The organism is Flexilinea flocculi (assembly GCF_001192795.1).
In the GTDB taxonomy this organism is placed as follows: domain Bacteria; phylum Chloroflexota; class Anaerolineae; order Anaerolineales; family Anaerolineaceae; genus Flexilinea; species Flexilinea flocculi.
In genome coordinates, this window is sequence record NZ_DF968181.1 from 691,053 (window position 1) to 709,946 (window position 18,894).

The 18,894-nt window shown below is 42.1% G+C and carries 15 protein-coding genes; 4 read left to right on the plus strand and 11 right to left on the minus strand.

Translation table 11 applies throughout. The features are described from left to right. Window positions 1-182: 182 nt before the first annotated feature. Entirely contained in the window at window positions 183-1,340 is a 1,158-nt protein-coding gene (locus ATC1_RS07910; protein WP_062280044.1) for an IS256 family transposase, read from the minus strand. 363 nt (window positions 1,341-1,703) lie between these two features. Here ATC1_RS07910 and fmt point away from each other — a divergent pair, with 363 nt between their 5' ends. Both fmt and ATC1_RS07920 read left to right on the plus strand, forming a co-directional pair. Further along, window positions 1,704-2,630, plus strand: coding sequence for a methionyl-tRNA formyltransferase (gene fmt / locus ATC1_RS07915; protein ID WP_062280048.1), 927 nt, complete (start codon window positions 1,704-1,706; stop codon window positions 2,628-2,630). Window positions 2,631-2,637: 7 nt separating this feature from the next. After that, the gene (locus ATC1_RS07920; protein ID WP_062280051.1) at window positions 2,638-3,666 is read left to right on the plus strand and encodes a ketopantoate reductase family protein; all 1,029 of its coding nucleotides are present in this window, start codon (window positions 2,638-2,640) and stop codon (window positions 3,664-3,666) included. 125 nt (window positions 3,667-3,791) lie between these two features. Here the strand turns inward: ATC1_RS07920 and ATC1_RS07925 are convergent, their stop codons facing one another. The 3 genes from ATC1_RS07925 to gmk form a co-directional block, all read right to left on the minus strand. After that, window positions 3,792-6,353, minus strand: a complete 2,562-nt coding sequence (locus ATC1_RS07925) for a transglycosylase domain-containing protein (RefSeq protein ID WP_062280054.1) — start codon at window positions 6,351-6,353, stop codon at window positions 3,792-3,794. Between the two features lie 197 nt (window positions 6,354-6,550). After that, on the minus strand, window positions 6,551-7,360 hold the full coding sequence (locus ATC1_RS07930; protein WP_062280057.1) for a rhomboid family intramembrane serine protease: 810 nt from the start codon (window positions 7,358-7,360) through the stop codon (window positions 6,551-6,553). A 2-nt stretch (window positions 7,361-7,362) separates the two neighbouring features. Further along, window positions 7,363-7,989 (minus strand): guanylate kinase, encoded by a 627-nt coding sequence (gmk, locus tag ATC1_RS07935; RefSeq protein ID WP_062280060.1) that lies wholly within the window; start codon window positions 7,987-7,989, stop codon window positions 7,363-7,365. A gap of 297 nt (window positions 7,990-8,286) precedes the next feature. On the opposite strand from gmk, the gene ATC1_RS07940 reads away from it, so the two are divergent. Continuing rightward, window positions 8,287-9,333, plus strand: coding sequence for a leucine-rich repeat domain-containing protein (locus ATC1_RS07940; RefSeq protein WP_062280063.1), 1,047 nt, complete (start codon window positions 8,287-8,289; stop codon window positions 9,331-9,333). Between the two features lie 148 nt (window positions 9,334-9,481). Here the strand turns inward: ATC1_RS07940 and ATC1_RS07945 are convergent, their stop codons facing one another. Both ATC1_RS07945 and ATC1_RS07950 read right to left on the minus strand, forming a co-directional pair. After that, window positions 9,482-10,909: an aspartate ammonia-lyase gene (locus ATC1_RS07945; protein ID WP_062280067.1), complete on the minus strand. Its 1,428-nt coding sequence runs from the start codon at window positions 10,907-10,909 to the stop codon at window positions 9,482-9,484. Continuing rightward, window positions 10,909-12,168, minus strand: a complete 1,260-nt coding sequence (locus ATC1_RS07950; RefSeq protein WP_062280071.1) for a L,D-transpeptidase — start codon at window positions 12,166-12,168, stop codon at window positions 10,909-10,911. Before ATC1_RS07950 ends, ATC1_RS07945 begins: the two co-directional genes overlap by 1 nt. Window positions 12,169-12,603: 435 nt before the next feature. Between ATC1_RS07950 and ATC1_RS07955 the strand changes: the two genes are divergently transcribed. Next, window positions 12,604-13,338, plus strand: coding sequence for a polyprenol monophosphomannose synthase (locus tag ATC1_RS07955; RefSeq protein WP_062280074.1), 735 nt, complete (start codon window positions 12,604-12,606; stop codon window positions 13,336-13,338). 1,040 nt (window positions 13,339-14,378) lie between these two features. On the opposite strand, the gene ATC1_RS07965 is transcribed toward ATC1_RS07955, so the two are convergent. The 5 genes from ATC1_RS07965 to ATC1_RS07990 form a co-directional block, all read right to left on the minus strand. Beyond that, window positions 14,379-15,386: a lipoate--protein ligase gene (locus ATC1_RS07965; RefSeq protein ID WP_062280080.1), complete on the minus strand. Its 1,008-nt coding sequence runs from the start codon at window positions 15,384-15,386 to the stop codon at window positions 14,379-14,381. 5 nt (window positions 15,387-15,391) lie between these two features. Further along, a complete protein-coding gene (locus ATC1_RS07970) occupies window positions 15,392-16,456 on the minus strand; it encodes an amidohydrolase family protein (protein ID WP_062280083.1) in 1,065 nt (354 codons plus the stop codon). Between the two features lie 308 nt (window positions 16,457-16,764). After that, complete coding sequence (locus ATC1_RS07980) at window positions 16,765-17,070, minus strand: MazG-like family protein (RefSeq protein ID WP_062280089.1); 306 nt, start codon at window positions 17,068-17,070, stop codon at window positions 16,765-16,767. A 45-nt stretch (window positions 17,071-17,115) separates the two neighbouring features. Beyond that, a complete protein-coding gene (locus tag ATC1_RS07985; RefSeq protein WP_062280092.1) occupies window positions 17,116-18,276 on the minus strand; it encodes an NBR1-Ig-like domain-containing protein in 1,161 nt (386 codons plus the stop codon). Further along, window positions 18,270-18,893, minus strand: coding sequence for an L-threonylcarbamoyladenylate synthase (locus tag ATC1_RS07990; RefSeq protein WP_062280095.1), 624 nt, complete (start codon window positions 18,891-18,893; stop codon window positions 18,270-18,272). The genes ATC1_RS07985 and ATC1_RS07990 overlap by 7 nt, the downstream gene beginning before the upstream one ends. Window position 18,894 lies beyond the last annotated feature (1 nt).

Genomic DNA, 18,894 nt, shown 5'->3' on the forward strand with positions numbered 1-18,894 from the left:
CAGGTTCCTTATAGCAATTCCTATGAAAATTGAATTCAATTTACATAATCGGATGTGTAGTTTCTTTCATCTGCTATTCGAAATATGAAAAGAATTGTTTGTTGTTCTTATGGTTTTACGCTTCGCGCAAAGATTATGCAACCCTTTTTCTGTAAATTAGAGTCTGAAATATCCATAGATCTTTAAGAATTCATAAACTTGCCAGTACAAAAATGTTTTCCGATCTGCCATTCTTCGCAGGTCTCCATCAGTAATGCCGAGACCAACCTGAGACAAGAAGCTTGATTTGGAAACACACCAACCACTCTTGTCCGTCTGCGAATCTCTTTATTAATCCTCTCCAGACTATTGGTTGTTCGTATCGTTCTTCGATGTTCCAATGGAAAATCAAAAACCAAAAAACCCTCAAAAAGGTTATTTTCGAGCCAAGATGAAAGCCGCGGAGCAGAAATAGCATACTTCTGGATGGCGCTCTGCAAGAGCTCTTCTGCTGTCTTTCGATCAGGAGCATTAAATATGGCTCTGATGTCTGCTGCCACTTCCAATCTCATCGATTGTCTGGGCAGATAAGCTCCGGCATTCTGTTGCAGATGGAACTGACACCGTTGCCAGGGAATACCGCCAAAAACTGCTCTTCTGGCTGCCCCTAGACCTTCATGGTCATCACTGATAATCAGCTTTATTCCGTGTAACCCTCGCTCTTTTAGACTCTTTAAAAATGCTTTCCAATGTGTTTCATGCTCACTAAGCGAAACTGAAACCCCAAGTATTTGCCGTTCGCCTTCTGGCGTAATGCCAGAGGCCACCAAAACCGCTGCATCTCTTACTTGTCCTGCTTCACGAATCTTCTCATATCGGGCATCCACAAAGAGATAGCTGATCTCTCCTAATGGCCTTTCACGCCATTCTTGCAGTACTTCGTCCAATTGCGCTGTTGCCCGGCTGACTTGTGTGGCTGAGACCTCAATCCCACAAAGCTGTTCCGTAATGGTTTTTACCTTCCGAGTCGATACTCCCTGTACATACATTTCAGCCAGTGTGATCGTAAGGGCTCTTTCACTTCGCAGTCCCTTTTCCAGAGCACTGGGATAAAAACCACCCTCTCTAACCTGTGGAACTGCAAAGGTAATGTTTCCTATCCTGGTCTGTATCGTCTTCGGTTTGAAACCATTTGCATGTCCCTTGCGATCCTTTGTGCGTTCGTACTGTTCAGCTTGTAAGTACCTTGATCTTTCTACTTGCATGGCGTTATTTATCAGCACTCGCATCATTTCTGGAATTGCTTCCAATCCTTTTTCCGCTATTTCCTCTGTAAAGGTATAATTATTTGGGTGAGTCATTTCTAGTCTCCTTTTATGGTTTGGTTACTATAAGGATACTTCTGACTCACCTCTTTTGTTAAGGTTCTTTATTTTACAGAAAATATGTTACACCAACCGCGCAAAACCATAAGAACAACAAATTCTTTTTCTATATTCGAAAAGTCAATCTATATTTTAAATTGCTGAAGAATTAGGCAGAAATATAAAATATAGGAAACATGAATTATGATCGTGCTATCTTTGTACTCCGCGTATAAACAGCACGATCAGTATTTTTTCTCTTTCCATATTTAAAAAACCATTTATATTTAAATCGGGTATTGTCAGGGATGTAAGGTAGAATATTATTCCGCGATGATAAAAAATGTTACAGAGGGAAAAATGAGAGATGAATTACCACGAATTGTCTTTATGGGATCGCCCGAAATTGCGGTTCCTGCATTTCATGCATTAGCTGAATCATATCCTGTAGTAGGTGTCGTTACCCAGCCGGATCGTCCGGCAGGACGGGGAAAGAAGCTTTTAGCTCCGGCTGTGAAAGAAGCTGCGGCCGAGTTCGGAATTCCTGTATTTCAACCACAAAAGCTGCGTGAACCCGGGGCAATCGAACAGCTCACTGAATGGAATCCGGATCTGATTGTGGTGATGGCTTATGGTCAAATTTTACGAAAGAATGTGTTGGAGCTGCCTCGCTTTGGATGTATCAATGTTCATGCCTCTCTGCTTCCGCGTTGGAGGGGTGCATCTCCGATACAGTCTGCGCTATTAGCCGGAGATTCTCAAACAGGCGTGACGATTATGAAAATGGATGCAGGGATGGATACTGGACCGGTATTGAATACACAGACATTGGCGATTGATCCGAATGACACTGCTGCAACACTTTCGGAGAAGATAGCGATACTTGGTGCTGACTTGTTATTAGCGACGCTGCCTGGCTATCTGAACGGGACAGTGATTCCAACCCCCCAATCAGAAAGTGGAATTACTTATGCGTCCTTGATCGATAAAAAAGATGGATTGCTCGATTTCTCCCAGTCGGCGGAAGAATTGGAAAGAAAAGTGAGGGCGTTTAATCCCTGGCCTTCCGCATTTTTCTATGTAGACGATGTTATGATAAAAATTCACCAGGCTCATGTGGAAAAAAATGATCAGGAGATGGAAATCGGAAAACGTTGTCTGAAAAACGACTTACCTGCCATCATGACGGGAGATGGATTTCTTGTTTTGGATGAAATTCAATGTTCGGGAAAGAAAGCGATGAATTGTAAAGCATTTTTAGCTGGAAAGCGCGGCTGGTTCCAATGAGGCAATTATGAAAATTCTTTGTATCGGTGCGGGTGCGATTGGATCCTATATTGGCGGGAGTCTGCAAATGGCAGGCAATGATGTCGTCTTTATTGAACGGCCTTCTCTGATTTCTGATTTGAAAAAAAACGGCATCTGGATTGAATCGATCGACGGGAAACGTCATCATGTGACGGATTTCCAGGTTTTTGGAAATGCGGAAGAAGCGCTGAAAAATGGCGCTTTTGATTTTGCGTTGATTGCGATTAAATCGTTTGACACAGAATCATTAATTTTATCCTTGCAGAAACTGAAAGAAATTTTTCCGCCGGTGCTCAGTCTTCAGAACGGTGTCGAAAATGAAGAGAAACTGGCAGCGTTTTTAGGCGAAAAACGCGTCATTCCGGTATCTGTCTGTACTGCCATCAGCCGCGGCAAAGAGAACAGCATCAAAGTGGAGAAACTGCGTGGAATTGGTATTGGATCTTCTTTCCCTTTATCCAAAAGAATTGCAGCAGAATTTAAGCGAGCCAATTTGAAACCGAAATTAATCGAGGATTCCAAAGGTATGAAATGGTCCAAGATGATTTCAAATCTCCTGGCGAATGCCTCTTCAGCGATTCTGAATATGACTCCTGCTGAGATTTTTACAGATTCTATTAGTTACAAGCTGGAAATTCGTCAGTTGCGGGAAACATTGGATGTGATGCGGGCATACGGAATCCAGCCGGTGGATATCCCCGGTGTACCCATTCGATTATTATGCTTTGCAGTGCGTCATTTACCGACCTGGATTGTCAAACCGCTGCTGAAAAAAGCAGTGGGGTCAGGCCGCGGAGGAAAAATGCCTTCATTTTATATCGATCTATATGCCGGAAGACAGCAGAGCGAGGTTGAATTTTTAAATGGCGCAGTCTGTCGCTATGCAAAACAAAAAGGAATTCCTGTTCCGGTCAATGAATTGTATTATCGGACGTTAATGGACATGGCAGGCGGCAGGCTGGATAAAGCTGCTTTTGATCATGCCCCGGCTCGCCTTGCGGAGGGCATCTCCTGATGGTTATCGGCTTTGACGCAGACACTCACTCTTGTTTCAGAAGAATTTGTACTGCCTGTATTCCAGTAAGTCGAAATATGAACAAGCTTTTCGAATAGAGAATCGCTGGCTTGTATTCCAATAATCTATTGAATGGTAATAAAAGTATGCGCCTGGTAAAACCTTTGTGATTTCGTGATCACTGAGATACGAATATCATAAAGACCTGGGTCAAGAACTTGTATATCCAAAGAACCGATATTCTGACTTCCTGTTTGTAAACCATTCCCGACAAAGCCTTCAATCCAGCGCTCAGGGAAAAATCCGTTGCCATGTGCGATCTGATAAAACAGAATTTCTTCCGGAATGTGATGTTCGATGATAATGTCTGCCTTTGTCGTGCCGGCATCTGCTTTTCGAAATATCGCATAGGGCTGCGGACTAAGGATCGATAAGACCGCGTCTTCTCCATCCGTCTGTCCGACCGGATCGTACTCATTCGGGATTAATTCCACTTTGTTGATTTCTGCCCAGTTTTTTGCAAAGGCTGGGATGTTCATAAAAGTTTTTCTTATCACATTTTGGGGCGGAGTCAGTGATGTGGCAAGCAGTTGATTGTCACGATTGATCGGGACATTGACAAATAGGTTATCCGTTTGACTAGGCTCATTGCCCGATAAAAACACTTCACTGGCTGTTTCCGGACAGGCATCGCCGGGAAGCAATCCGGAGGGAACGCAAACAATTTGATGTGAGATATTTTCTGGAATTTCCCATCCGATAACCGGTTTTCCGGTGTGTGCGGTTTCCATGATGGTTTGCCACAAATGGATGGCGCTGAGTGAAACAATCTCAGCTGAATCTGTCTCCTGTTTTTCCCCAACCCAGACAGCAGTGGAAATTTGCGGCGTGAACCCTGCCATCCAGGTATTCTTTTCCCCATAGATTCTGCCGATTTTTGTGGCTGCCGGACGATCCAGGTAGGCAAAAGCCTGTTCTTCTTCGCCAAATATGTGATAAATGAGATAAGCCAGTCCTTTATCGAGAAGCGGGATCGATAACGCCGGCTGAAGATCTATACGCTTGCCATTTTTATCGTTAACGAACAGAACGGATATGTTTTTTGTTGTCTGATTTGACTGGGTTTGTGTCAGATTGCCTTCATTGGCAAAAGGAATCAAAGCTGCAGCCAGAGATTCAGTTGTTACAGCGCCTCCGGAAAATATCACTTGATCGGCATTGCCGACAGGCAGCTCATTGAGGCCAAATTTTTCAGCAAGATTCCATACTTTCTCAGGGCGCAGCGCAGAGAGCAATTCTGCGACTGGATCAAGCAGATCCTGCGTCATGGCTGTCCGTAACCGGACGGGACCGTGAATTTTCCGGTCCGGATTCTGGTAACCAGGCGGAACAGGCGAACCCGGGTCGATTAAATCCCATAGCATCGAAGAAGCCGAATACCCCATATTCAGCGCTGCAAGCGCGATCCATGGAGTCAGACTGCTCCCTGGTTCATGCGGTGTAAATACATTGTGAAACGTTCTATTTGAAGAAATGGAACTATCAGTGTCAATGGCGGCCAATAACTGTCCGGTTTTCACATCCATGACGGTAACAGAGACTGGATTGCCGGATAAAACTTTTTGTATTTCTTGATACTGCGATTCATTCAATGACGTTGAATCTGCTAAAGGGCATTGTTTATCCTGATCCTGATTCGCAATGGTCAGACACTCTAAAACCTTCTGTAACTTATAATCAAGCGTTGAAAAAATTGAAAAACCTCCTCTTTCAACTTTTTCTTGTCCAAATTTCTCATAAGCAGCCGAAAGCGATTTTTGAATAATCGGATTGTCTTGAACCTCGTATTTTTTTTCAGGCGGCTCAAAAATTATGAAATTTATTGATCTCAAAATTTCAATTTCTTCATCGGTGAGCGCGTTACGTCGAATTAAAGTTTCTACTTCCGAAAGATAGGAATCCTTTACGGCGCCCTTTGAATCGATTGGATTTAGCGCCGGCGCTTTGAGAATTGCGCATAAAAGAACGGATTCCGGTAATGTCAGTGATGTCGCTGACTTATTAAGATATATTTTTGCGGCTGCATCGGCGCCAAATGAGAGCTGTCCGAAATATGCGGAATTTAAGTACCAGGTCAGAATTGCTTTTCTGCCATAAATCTCCGTTATTTCACGCGCGAGTATCCGCATGAAAATTGCTTTTTGAATACCGGTTCCAAGTTGATCATCGAAGACATCCTCGACAAGGTCTTCCGCAATCGTTACAGGATCGGGGTTCAAAAAATATTTCCATCCCGCAGACCCTGAATGGTTCCAAAAATCCGGATCACGGGAGGGAATTACAATTCGAATGAAGTCCGATGAAAAGTTTTTCCCTCCGGGTTCATCGATGGACAAATGTTCTGCCTGGATGTCAGGGTATTGCAATGACAACAGGGGATGAATTCCCTCACGATCGTAAATGACTGTTGGATTATTTGGGCTTTCAAAGCTGGCAGCAAAATTTTCAATAGATGGAAGTTTCTGACTTAAAACAGCAAATCCAATCGAAAGTGAAACAACAACACCGATAAAACAAAGTGAGAATGCGATTGCTGTCACTTTCCATAGACCACGAAATCTTCCTGGGGATTTCCCATGAAGATTCTGCCTGTGGTATCTGATGCCGATAATCTTTGAAGTTTTCATCCTCACCGATTAAGTATAGTCAAAAAATAGAAAACCATCGATTTTTACCGACAGAAGTCTGCGATTCGAAATTTTGGGAGGATTCTTTATCGTTGTGATGTTTTTGCGTGCCACGCCAAATCAAGGCATCATCAAATTTTCTTTTCCTTCATACCGGAAAATAAGGATGCAATATCGTTGTCTCTAAAAGGGAAATTTTACAGAGTAATTGCAGCGACTATGAAAAAAAGTGTTGTTACGAAATAGGCAAAATAACGTGATTTTTTGGAAACTGAATCGAATAATTCGAGGCCATCTTGAGCACTGTTGACACGGACTTCAAGTACAGGTCCGCTTAAAAAGGCAATAATAGCACCTGCGATCAATCCGCCCAGGTGTCCCCAATTGTCAAATCTGGAGTTCATTCCAATCATCAGATTAAGAAAAATGATCAATAATATATTATAGATGGCTCGGCGATAATTATGAAACAGTTTTTTATTCTTATAGATAAGAAAACCTTGGGCTGCGATCATTCCAAATAGAGCAGTTGAGGCGCCAACCGAGTAGGACATCGGAGAAGCCACGTAGGAAAGAACATTTCCGGCAAAACCGGTAATCAGATAGAATAATAAGAAATCTCGATGTCCATAAAACATTTCCAAATCTGGTCCAATTGCGTATAACGCATACATATTGAATAAGATGTGCGTAATCGAACCATGAAGGAAAATCGGTGTTATCAGCCGCCACCATTGATGATATTGATCGATGAATGGTCCAAATTTTGCGCCTGCTGCCAGTGGAATATCTGCTCCGAGAAGACTTTCTGAAAGTACCTGCGCTATGTATACAAGAACAGTAACACCTAAAATAATCCAGGTCACCACAGGTTTTCTCGGTGGAAATTTTATTGTTATTGGCTGCTGAGGCGCCGATTGATCAGATGATGGCGGAAGATCTTCACCAGGAAGATTGGTATTTTGGGCTTCATCTTCAAGATTCTGATTGTTTTGAAATTCGTTCATTCTTACTCTACAAGAATTTTTGTCCTGGTCGTTCTGCAATGTTCTGCCTGAATGATGGACAATACTTTATCGGTTGTTGTCTGCAAATCATCATTGATTACCAGATAATCAAAATTAGGAATGGTTTTCATCTCATATTTTGCTGTTTCAATTCGATGGCATAATTCTGATTCGGAGTCACTTCCACGATTGATTAATCGATCATACCATGTCTGTGGATCAGGTGGTACGATGAAAATGGAAATTGCGTCGGGGTAAACCTTTTTAACTTTTTCAGTTCCCTGAATATCAAGGCGCAATAGAACATCATGGTTGTCTGCTAAGCCTTTTTCCATCTCAAATTTGGGCACGCCTTTATAATCATCATATACTTGTGAATATTCAACCATTTCTTCATTTTCGATCATGGTTTGAAATTGATCTCTTGAAATGAAGTGATAATCAACTCCGTCAACTTCTCCAGGACGAATTTTTCGAGTATTGCAGGTGACAACAAAATGAAACTGATAATCATCTCGTTTTAATAATTCTTTTATAACGGAATCTTTCCCTGCTCCGGAAGTACCAGAAAGGATAATTACAATTGGTTCAGAATCCTTAATTTTAAAAAATGGCACTGCTGCTTCCATCGAAAATCCTTAAAAACAAGAATCAATAAAAAAAACAGTGTTTCGAAATAGGAGGGTTTAATTTGTAATTTTGTTGTTTTTGTATAAAACACAGAAACAATAGAATTATTATATTATCTCTCTCTTTATTCGAATCGCTGCTAATAATTCGAATCATTCCAGTTTGATTATAATTGAATCGTTGAACGATTGATTCGTTCTTGAAAAATGAATTACTCATACAAGAAATAAGATTTCTTTTTTCGATATAATAATTTTTGAAACAAGAAGAATGTTGAGGTCAGTTTTGGAATAACTATGAAAAATTTGGTAAGAGGACTCTTATTTGCTTTTCTTTCTCTCATCCTAATTCCAGGTGTCGTAGTTGATGCATCTAATCCTCTGGATTTTTTAACTTATGAAATAAATGACCAGACTGTAACTATCACAGGCTTTCAGGGAAATCCCGTTGATCTGGTGATTCCTTCAGAGATCGACGGATATCGTGTAGTCAGTATCGGAGATGCTGCATTTTCTTTCTGTAATAGTCTGGTCAGTATCACGATTCCTGAAGGTGTACTCCACATTGGCTCCGGAGCTTTTATGTCTTCTGAAGCATTAAAGAGCGTTGTACTTCCATCGACACTTCAGGATCTTGGTGACATGACTTTTTATGGTTGTTTCGGATTGACAAGCATCACACTTCCCGAAAATCTGAAAAAAATTGGAACGGGTACTTTTGCATATTGTTATCGATTGACCAGCTTGATCATTCCGAACAGTGTGACCAGTATAGGTGATTACGCATTTTCTCACTGCAAAGGTTTGACGAAAATCACCATTCCAGACAGCGTGACCGATATGGGGAAAGCCCCTTTCGAAGAAAGCGTCCAATTGGCTGCAATTTCAGTTTCAGTCAATAATATCGGTTTTATTGATATCGAAGGCGTTTTATACGACCGAAAAACCGAAAAATTGATCTCATTTCCCTGCAAGAAAAATGTTACACGGTTCATGGTACCCGAGGGTGTCAATGCTATTGGTGACCATGCCTTTGAAGGTTGTAAGATGTTGGTGGATATCGTGATACCAAATTCGGTAACGAGCATCGGCGATTCAGCTTTTGCAGATCTTGACCAGATGTATCAGGTGAAAATACCGGAAGGGGTTGCCAGTATTGGGAAAAAAGCTTTTGAATATTGCTATGGATTGACCATTATCCACATTCCGGACAGTGTAACCAGTATCGGGGGAGGCGCATTTAAAGATTGTCCGAATCTCTCCATTCGCTGTAATTCCGGATCTTATGCAGAAGAATTTGCTATAGAAAACAACATCCGATATAAAATCGTGGATGGATCATAACGATAAAACGGATCTTCAATTCGATTTTTTATTTCCGTTTTATAGAAGAATGCTTTTTTCTCAAAGCAATTCGAAATTTGGAAAAGCTTTTAAGAGCGAGAGCATATTTTTGAATCACTGATTTTTCCAAGGATATTTTTTCATCCTTTCAGCTCAGGATTCCTCCATCTGTCATCCGATAAAGATCAGAAAAAGCCTTCTCGATTTCAGATTCTTGAACTTTTTCTCCACTATCTTTATTATCTAATTCCCCGTTGGCCGCTTTTTCCAATGCCAGATCTTTAATGGATATTTTCCGCCGATAGGCTTCTTTTACAAGCGCTGCGCCAGCTGAATATCCGATTAAAGGATTCAGAGCAGTGACAATAATCGGATTTGCTTCAAGCCAATGAGCTGCTTTCTCGGAATTTGCCTGAATTCCTTTTACACATTTATCCGTAAATGCGTGAATGCTACCAATCATGATTTGCTGCGCTTCAAATAAATTATGAGCGATCACGGGCATCATTACGTTTAGTTCCAGTTGTCCAGCCTGAACTGCCTGGCTGATGGTTGTATCGCAGCCGATCACATGGAACATGGCCATATCCAGCATCTCTGCCATGACAGGGTTGATTTTCCCGGGCATGATACTGGATCCGGGTTGGAGTGCGGGAAGTATGATTTCATTCAGACCGGTTTCCGGCCCTGATGAAAGGAGACGAAAGTCATTCGCAATGCGAATAAGTGTCAGCGCTGATGTTCGTAATGCTGCAGAAAAATCTGCCATATCGGCCATCGATTGCATCCGTTCAAACAGATTTTCCGAACAACGGAATTCGATACCGGTATATCTGGAAAGTTCTCTGACCATCCGTTCATGGAATTCCGGGTGAGCATTCAGTCCGGAACCAACTGCCGTTCCGCCGATTCCCAATTCCCGAAGATCATCTGCAGCTCGTTGAATACGGATAATGTCTTTTCGGACCGCTTCTGCGTAAGCGCCAAATTCTTGTCCTAATCGGATAGGAACTGCATCCTGCAAATGTGTGCGGCCGGATTTCAGAATCGATTGAAAATCTTTTGCTTTTTCCCTTAATGCTGCTTCCAGATTTTCTAACTGATCAGTCAATTCTTTGAGTCTTAACAAACAACCAATCCGAATTGCAGTCGGAATCACATCATTTGTCGATTGAGCCATGTTAACATGATCATTCGGGCTGATTTTAAGATTTTGAGCCAGTTGGCTGGCGCGATTTGCGATGACTTCATTCAGATTCATATTATGGCTGGTTCCGGCACCGGCTTGAAAAGGATCAACCACAAATTGATCCGTCCATTTCCCGGATAAAATTTCATCTGCAGCCTGGCAAATGGCAGTTTTTATCTGTGGATCTAATAAACCGAGTTCGCAATTTACTGTTGCTGCTGCTTTTTTGATATACGCTGTAGATTCAATGAATGAATACCAGGGCTTTAAGCCGGATACTTGAAAATTTTCGACTGCACGCTGTGTCTGTGCTCCATATAAGGCATCAGCTGGAACTTGAACTGGACCCAGTGAATCCGACTCGATTCGAAAGCGTTTCTGGTCCATTATGCACCTCCCTGCCCATAATAAGCCGGGTCTGTCGGGGTGTTTCCTGATGGATCATGGATATAGGTATAATCCCCAACCTTCGCCCAATTGAAAAGCCAATGCGCATCTCCAATTGACATATTGATACAGCCATGCGATTGCTCATAACCATACCAGGCACGCCAGTACGCTCCATGGAAAGCGCGCGCCTGGTCAAAATACATCGTGAAAGGGACGTCTTCCAAATAATAGTAATCGGATTTATCTGCTTCAAAAGAGCCTGTCATATCCTCCGATTCTTTCTTTTCATAGATCTGAAAAATTCCAGGCTGTGTATAAAATGGTTTCATACCTGAAGCGATCAAAGCGGCATAAACCAGCGAATAGTTATCGTAAACCATCAAAACCTGCTGATATAAATCAACTTCGATCCAACGTCCCCCTTTAATTTCTTCTGGCGGAGTGGTATTAAACAATGCAGCGCGAAAATGAATTCGATCCAACCATTGGTTTTCACCAACTTGATACCAGGTTGTATCCTTCCCTTCCACGATATCGAATACTGGTAAAACATCTTCGCGATTATAGTAGACCGCTGTGTTGATTCCGCCATTGAAATCTGGTTTGATGTATGGGTTCAATCCTTCAAAAACCCATCCAAAGTATTGTGCTGGAGTGGTTTTAAAGGTTCTGCCGAGTGTGGTGTAAGACACTGCTGCAGGTGATGCCCGCAGCCAAAATCCTTTTTTTGATTGAACAAAATGTCCGTTGTCAGCATCAATCCGGTTCTGAAAAGAGACGTAACGGATGGTTCCGCCCGCAAGGTATTCGATCGGATTTGTTCCGGCGGCTGCATCCTCATATGTAGCATATAAAGGAATAACCTCAGCGTTTTCCACGTTTAATTTTGCATATTGATAGGGGACATTTGATAAGTCTTCATCGATTTTCCCTGCAATAAATGGCAGCGATGGGTAACTTAGGCCTTTTTTTGCCAGATCGGTCAAATATTGTGCAGGCCCCAACGGATTGCAGATTTCAGGATCGATTGGATAGACATCCGGAAAACAAATAGCGTCTGAATTATTATTTGGATTCAAGGTTGGTTCTGCAGATGCAGTTGGACTAACTACAACAGAAGGAGTATGCTGAACAGCACCGGTTGGTTCGGCGTTGATAATTTGAGTGGTCTCTTGTGACAAACCGGATTTAAAGGTTGTTAATATCATAAATCCGCAAAGAATGATACTTGTAAAAAAATTTTTGAAATCTTTCATTGATAATCTTTCTGAAAAAAGACAGGTATCTTGTTCCTCATCAGCAATTTGAAATATGGCGAGAATTATTGATTGCCGTGTTGTATTTTCGCAAAACGTAATAACAACATTGCAACAAGTTTTTCGATTGATTCGAAAGGTTGATATATTTTTTGAAGTGCTGATTCCTCATTTTCGATAATTTTAACCTGAATTTCTGGAATCTTCGATTTTCAGGCTGCAAATCAACGATTCGAAATATAAAAAGAATCGTTGTTATTCTACTAATTTATCGCTCTGTATAAAACCATCGCAATAACAATGAATTCTTCCGATTTTTCGGATCGTTGAACCAGCAAGGGCTGAAATTCTACGATATAATCAAAAGAAAAAAATAAGCGTTATCCCTCTATATGTCATTCATTCCGGGGATATGGATTTGATGAGGATTATTGAATGAAAATTACGATGGTTGTGCCTACATATAACGAGTACGAGAATCTTCCAAGGTTGGTCAAAGAGGTATTGTCTCTGCCGCTTGAAGATATTTCGTTATTGATTGTGGATGATAACAGTCCGGATGGGACAGGTGAGCTGGCTGAACAACTTGGAAAAGAATATAACGGAAAAGTGAAGGTACTCCATCGCCCTGGAAAATTAGGATTGGGAACTGCATATAATCAGGGATTTCAACGCGCTATAGCCGATGGCGCTGACTATATCGGGCAAATGGATGCCGATTTTTCGCATCCCATCGAAAAGATCCCAGAGATGGTTGATAGATTGAAAAATTATGATGTCGTGATCGGTTCACGCTATGTTCGCGGCGGAAAGCTGGATGAAAAATGGCCTTTTTACCGCAAATGGTTATCCGGTTTTGGAAATTTCTACGCCCGAACCATTTTGGGTTTACAAATCAAGGATGTAACCGGCGGCTTTAAAATTTGGCGTCGTGAGACATTGGAAGCCATGCCGTTAGATCGAATTAAAGCGAATGGATATATGTTTCAAGTTGAAATGAATTACGTCTCTTCAAAACTGGGTTTTAAACCATTTGAAATCCCTATTTATTTTAAAGAACGAACGCACGGCACTTCGAAAATGAATTTTGCTATTCAAAAAGAGGCAGCAATTCGCACTTTGAAGATTATCAAGATTTACAAAGATATTAAACCGATCCGTAAAAAATAATACGTCATTTTCATCGAGAAAACGTATCAACAGCAATCCTGGAAAAAAGTTATCGATCCGATAACTTTTTTGCGTATTAATGAAAAAATGTCTTGTTATGCAGGAAAAAAAAAGTAACTCCAGCCAAAAAGTAGGACCTCCGCTGCTCAAATCAATGCAGACTGAGAACTGCATAGTGCATGGGTTTGTCCATTTTTACGCTAAAATTTGAATTTTTCAAGGTGCTTATTCGAGATACTCAGGAGGACACACATGGCAACATGTCATTGCGAAAGTGGCGTCAGCCAGACGAATCAATCTCTTTTTGTGTGGCACCCGTTACATAATGGGGCAGAGAGATTGCCATGCCCCTTCGGGGCTCGCAAAGATAAATATCACCACAATGGGGCTCGCATGGCAACTTGTCATTGCGAGGAAGGCGCCAGCCCGACGAAGCAATCTCTTTTCGTGTGTCACTGTTTACACAAACACGATGGGGCAGGGAGATTGCCACGCCCCTTCGGGGCTCGCAATGACAAACATCACCCCTATGGGACTCGTATTGCAATTTGTCATTGCGAGGAGGGCGTCAGCCCGACGAAACAATCTCTTTTTGTGTGGCACCCGTTACATAATGGGGCAGGGAGATTGCCACGCCCCTTCGGGGCTCGCAATGACAAATATCACCCCTATGGGACTCGTATTGCAATTTGTCATTGCGAGGAGGGCGTCAGCCCGACGAAGCAATCTCTTTTCGTGTGTTACTGTTTACACAAACACGATGGGGCAGGGAGATTGCCACGCCCCTTCGGGGCTCGCAATGACGAATATCACCACTATGGGACTCGTATTGCAATTTGTCATTGCGAGGAGGGCGTCAGCCCGACGAAACAATCTCTTTTTGTGTGGCACCCGTTACATAATGGGGCAGGGAGATTGCCACGCCCCTTCGGGGCTCGCAATGACAAATATCACCACAATGGGGCTCGCATGGCAACTTGTCATTGCGAGGAAGGCGCCAGCCTGTGTCAATAGCCGAGGGTTATAATTTCGAACTGCTGTTAGGGTGACGTGAAATCGCTTTTCGTCAGAAAACTTACAAATTCTCCCGTGGAAATCCCAGAAAATATTTTTTCGAAATTGATTCTATTCAGATGGCGATACAGAGATTCGGATTCATACGGAATTCCTGTCAATTCTTTTTCAATTTGATAAGGATCTTCCGGGGTGAAAAAATCACCAAACAAATGGATTTCCTGAATTATTCCATCGGTGGTTTGCAGAAATACTTCGACATTTCCGATCTGAAATCGTCTTTTACAATGGATATTATAGATAGGCGATTTCCCATAATTCCATTCCCACGTTCGGTATCGCTCCTTTGCGATTGTATCAATTTTGTGAAGGTCTGACGCCGTAAACTCGGTCTTACAAATGTCCCCTGATTTCCCTATTATTTCGTGGAGCAACGCTTCTCGAAATGCGTAAATATTGATAAATTGCGGCAGAAAGGGTTTTAAATTTGTTACTCGGCTGCGAACCGACTGAATCCCTTTGTTTTGAAATTTTTCCGGTTGCACCTTTAACGCTTGTGCGAGTATTGACAAATCAGAATCAAACAATAATGTCCCGTGACAAACTGAACCGAATTGATTGTGATAATATGCATTTCCGGATATTTTTAAACCGTTCAGAAGAAGATCATTGCGACCGCTTAGCGCTACCGGGGCCCCAAGGTTTCTCAGCGCATTTACAACCGGCATTGTAAAAGTGTGAAAATCGGTCATCTGTTTTTGATCATGAGGGATGATGAAGCTGTAGCATAAATTTCCGAAGTCATGGTAGACCGCTCCTCCACCGGAAAGGCGGCGCACAACCTGGATGTTGTGTGTATTCACATACGATTCATTGATCTCATCATGGGTATTTTGATGACGGCCAACGATGATCGAGGGCTTGTCAATAAAAAAAAACAGCACATTTTCCTGTAGATCCATTCCGGAAAGGATATATTCCTCCATTGCCAGATTGACTGCTGGATCTGTGTTTTCATTGGGAATAAAGCGCATCTGACTCAAACTTCCTTTAACTTCTGCGATGCATTATCGGATTCTTGATTTTGGATGATTTCTCCATTTTCAAAGACGGTCTTGCCTTGAATTACGGTTTTAAGTACTTTTCCGGGTAATTCCAAACCGGCAAAAGGGGACCTCTTTACGTTTGATTGGAAAACGGCAGGATCAATCTTCCATGTATGATCAAGATCGATTTCAATCCAGGAATCGGTCGGTTCCGGAATGTTAAAGATCCGCATCGGATTCGTGCAGCAGCGGGCAATGACATCTTCCAAAGTCAGGAACCCGCCTTTTACTGCGTATAGATATAAAGAGAGTGCTGTTTCTAAAGCGGAATATCCCTTACAGGCAAGTTTCCCTTCCAATCCATTAACACCAATTCCCAGGTGATCTGAAGAAAAACAATCAATCATATGAATATTTTTCCAAATCGCTTTGCGGTCTTCCTCGGTTCTGAGATTTGGGATGAGCGCCAGGTTTTCTGCAGATAGTTTATGGCTGTGTTTTTGGCTCAGAAAAAGATGATGCGGCGCCGCTGAACATGTTACATTCGTTCTCAATTCTTTTGCCTCGCGAATCAGTTCAATCTGTTCCTTCGTGGATACATTTAGAACGTGAATTGGCTGGTTGTGAATTTTTGAAGTAAAGAGAATGGCTCCAAGTTGTTTGATATTGGCATCGACACAGATGGGTTTATCGTCCGGCCAGGATCGAAATACGGAATTTAATGCATGCATATTGTTTAGTATCGACAAATTATCTGTGGATGAACCGGACAATAAAATGGCAGCTGCGTTCGCGATTTCTTCCAAGTTGCGGGCATTATTCATAGTAGCCGCTGCAACGAATCCGATCTCACAGATCGATGATCGGGCAGCAAAGTTAGTTTCAAAATTCAGACTTAAAGAATCGGATAAATTGACTTCAGAATCCGGATGAACAAGAATCGTTGTAAAACCGCCTGCAACGGCTGCGGATGTCAGGCTGGTCCAGTCCTCTAATTGATCTGATGTTGCTCCAAAGCGATGGGTTTGGATATCGATTAAGCCGGGTAAAGTATGCATCTGATTCCTTCCTGTGAATATTGTCGATTATGCTTTTGTTCACTTTGTATTTATGAGGCAAATTCGTCAAACGATTTTAATTGGAAAAAATGTTCTCGCTTTTCGATCTCTTCTTTGTTTCGATAATTAAGTATATCGAATTCAATTCTTTTGAAGGCAAACTTCTTCAGCAATTCGAAATTTGAGAAAACCTTATAAGAAAAAAATAGAAAGCCTGTTGTTGTGTTTTTTTTTACTCCGCACAATCAGCGCACAACAACGAATGATTCCTTTCACATTACGACTCGCAAAAAGCTTTAAAATTTGGGCTATTCTTCCCAGGTTCTACCGTAATTGACTTCAATTTTTCTGAGTACTGCATCCTCAAGATCGATCTCGCTGATTTTTGCCAACTGCATAAGGTAAAGAAAAACATCAGCCAATTCAGATGCCAGTTCATCTTTATGGAGAATTTCATCGGTCCATTGAAAATGTTCTAATACTTCAGCCGCTTCAATACTGAGGCTGCATGCCATATTACGCGGGGTTTGTTTCCGTTTTGTATCCTCGTCAAACCAGCCTTTTGCTCTGACGAGATCTGTCATCATTTGCGATAATTCCTCAATCGTTCTCATTAAAATCCCCGGCTCTATTTTTGAATTGAAAAGAATCGTCTTTCTTCAGTCACCGGATGGCATGGAGCAGTATTCCGGTAGATTTTTTCCGTTTCTTCCGCCGCATATACTACCAAAAGCCATTTTCCCATCTTCCGTTACTGAGTAAAACTGATTTTTATTTGCCAGCATACGCCAAGTGAATGGTGCGGCTCTGTTTTGCCATGGCCAGGCAAATTTCCCCTCCAGTGTTCTTCCGTTTTCCATTACAGTTGCTTCGATCAGAACCGGTTCACCCTGCGCATCATAAAAGAATCCAAGGACTTCTTTTCCCGTCTGTGTGAACCAACTCCATGTTGTATTGATTGCCACAGGATCAAAAGGATCGCGAATGAGCCATTTGCCTGTCCAATCGAAGGAAACAAGTTCAGGTGTCGGAGACGCAGTCGGTGTCAAGGTCAAGTCAGGAGTTTGACTTAATTGTACAGCAGCGGTGTTGGTCTCGGCAATCTGCTCCGGATTCAATTCCACTTTAAACTGAATCCAAAATTTTGGCGTCACAATTTCATTTTCGGAATTGATCAGGAAAAAATCAGCGACATATTCTCCAGGGATATCGGGTGCCTGAAGCGGAATGGCAAGATCAACTATCCCGCCATTTCGCACATTATATTGACGCGGTCCCCAGGAACTGATGGCAAAATCAACCAAATCTGTCTCTTGAATAAATATCGCTCGTGCCATTTGAGGGGATCCGAAAGGATTTGAATATCCGATAACGATCCGATATTCATCATTCCAAATCTGATTTCCTGCATTTTTAAGACGCCAGCTTTTTATGAACATTTCGTTAGGAGAAAAAATAGTTCCATCCGGAATAGTAACGTCTGTGATGACCTCCAAAAAATCCGTATCTGATTCCGGGAACAAAGAGATGTCAGCAGAAACCTCTGTCGGCGTAGATACCGGTTTTATTGTTTCAGTTGCGGCTATTGTGGAACTGGGTGAAACAGTGGACATCGCCTGAGCTGGCGTGGCCGTTATTGTCGATGTTTTTGAAGGTCTGCTTGTAACAAGGACCGGCATGGTAATCGTTTTTACAATAAACAGGTCGTTGATTTTTTCTCGCACATTATCACGAATCACCGTTGGAGAACAACCGCTTAAAATGGGTAATGGAAGAATCAGAAAAACGATGAGAATCCAAACGAGCTTATTTTTTAACATGCATCAATTTCTTCTGATGAAATTGCCCCTTCTCTTAAGATTTTTATTGGATCAAGTGTGCAGTCGACTACGGTTGACGCGATGCCACTGCCTTTGACCATTCCTCCATCGATGATGAGATCCAGTTGATCGCCAAGGATTGGTTGGAATTCTTCAACAGTTTTTGCTGCAGGATGACCCGAAAGATTAGCTGATGTAGTGGCAAGTGGCCCAGTTTTTCGAATTAAATCTCTGATAAATGGGTGATCCGGAATTCTGAGCCCGATTTTGTCATTGTTGGAAATATTTGGCGGAAGATTGGTTTTCTTCGATACGATGATTGTCAATCCTCCCGGCCAAAATTTCGCTGCAAGCGATGTGGCTTTGGGAGAAAAATTTTCTGCTATCAACAGTGCTTGAGAAGCATCACCTAATAAAACGGCAATTGATTTATTAGTATCTCTTTCCTTTATCTGATAAATTCTGCTGATCGCAGCTGCATTCCAGGCGGAAGCGGCGATACCATAGACGGTATCGGTTGGTATTGCAATAATTCCTCCTGAAAGTATGATTTGACTGGCAGATTCAAGAGCAGCCTGTTGCTGCTCCTCAGATGCGATTTGTATAATTTTGCTCAAA

Bases quoted from the DNA above. Each gene is read 5' to 3' on its own strand.
- fmt (WP_062280048.1), top strand. From the start codon at position 1,704: ATGAGAGATGAATTACCACGAATTGTCTTTATGGGATCGCCCGAAATT.
- ATC1_RS07970 (WP_062280083.1), bottom strand. From the start codon at position 16,456: ATGCATACTTTACCCGGCTTAATCGATATCCAAACCCATCGCTTTGGA.
- ATC1_RS07955 (WP_062280074.1), top strand. From the start codon at position 12,604: ATGAAAATTACGATGGTTGTGCCTACATATAACGAGTACGAGAATCTT.
- ATC1_RS07940 (WP_062280063.1), top strand. From the start codon at position 8,287: ATGAAAAATTTGGTAAGAGGACTCTTATTTGCTTTTCTTTCTCTCATC.
- ATC1_RS07920 (WP_062280051.1), top strand. From the start codon at position 2,638: ATGAAAATTCTTTGTATCGGTGCGGGTGCGATTGGATCCTATATTGGC.
- ATC1_RS07930 (WP_062280057.1), bottom strand. From the start codon at position 7,360: ATGAACGAATTTCAAAACAATCAGAATCTTGAAGATGAAGCCCAAAAT.
- ATC1_RS07980 (WP_062280089.1), bottom strand. From the start codon at position 17,070: ATGAGAACGATTGAGGAATTATCGCAAATGATGACAGATCTCGTCAGA.
- ATC1_RS07945 (WP_062280067.1), bottom strand. From the start codon at position 10,909: ATGGACCAGAAACGCTTTCGAATCGAGTCGGATTCACTGGGTCCAGTT.
- ATC1_RS07950 (WP_062280071.1), bottom strand. From the start codon at position 12,168: ATGAAAGATTTCAAAAATTTTTTTACAAGTATCATTCTTTGCGGATTT.
- ATC1_RS07965 (WP_062280080.1), bottom strand. From the start codon at position 15,386: ATGCGCTTTATTCCCAATGAAAACACAGATCCAGCAGTCAATCTGGCA.
- ATC1_RS07910 (WP_062280044.1), bottom strand. From the start codon at position 1,340: ATGACTCACCCAAATAATTATACCTTTACAGAGGAAATAGCGGAAAAA.
- gmk (WP_062280060.1), bottom strand. From the start codon at position 7,989: ATGGAAGCAGCAGTGCCATTTTTTAAAATTAAGGATTCTGAACCAATT.
- ATC1_RS07925 (WP_062280054.1), bottom strand. From the start codon at position 6,353: ATGAAAACTTCAAAGATTATCGGCATCAGATACCACAGGCAGAATCTT.
- ATC1_RS07985 (WP_062280092.1), bottom strand. From the start codon at position 18,276: ATGTTAAAAAATAAGCTCGTTTGGATTCTCATCGTTTTTCTGATTCTT.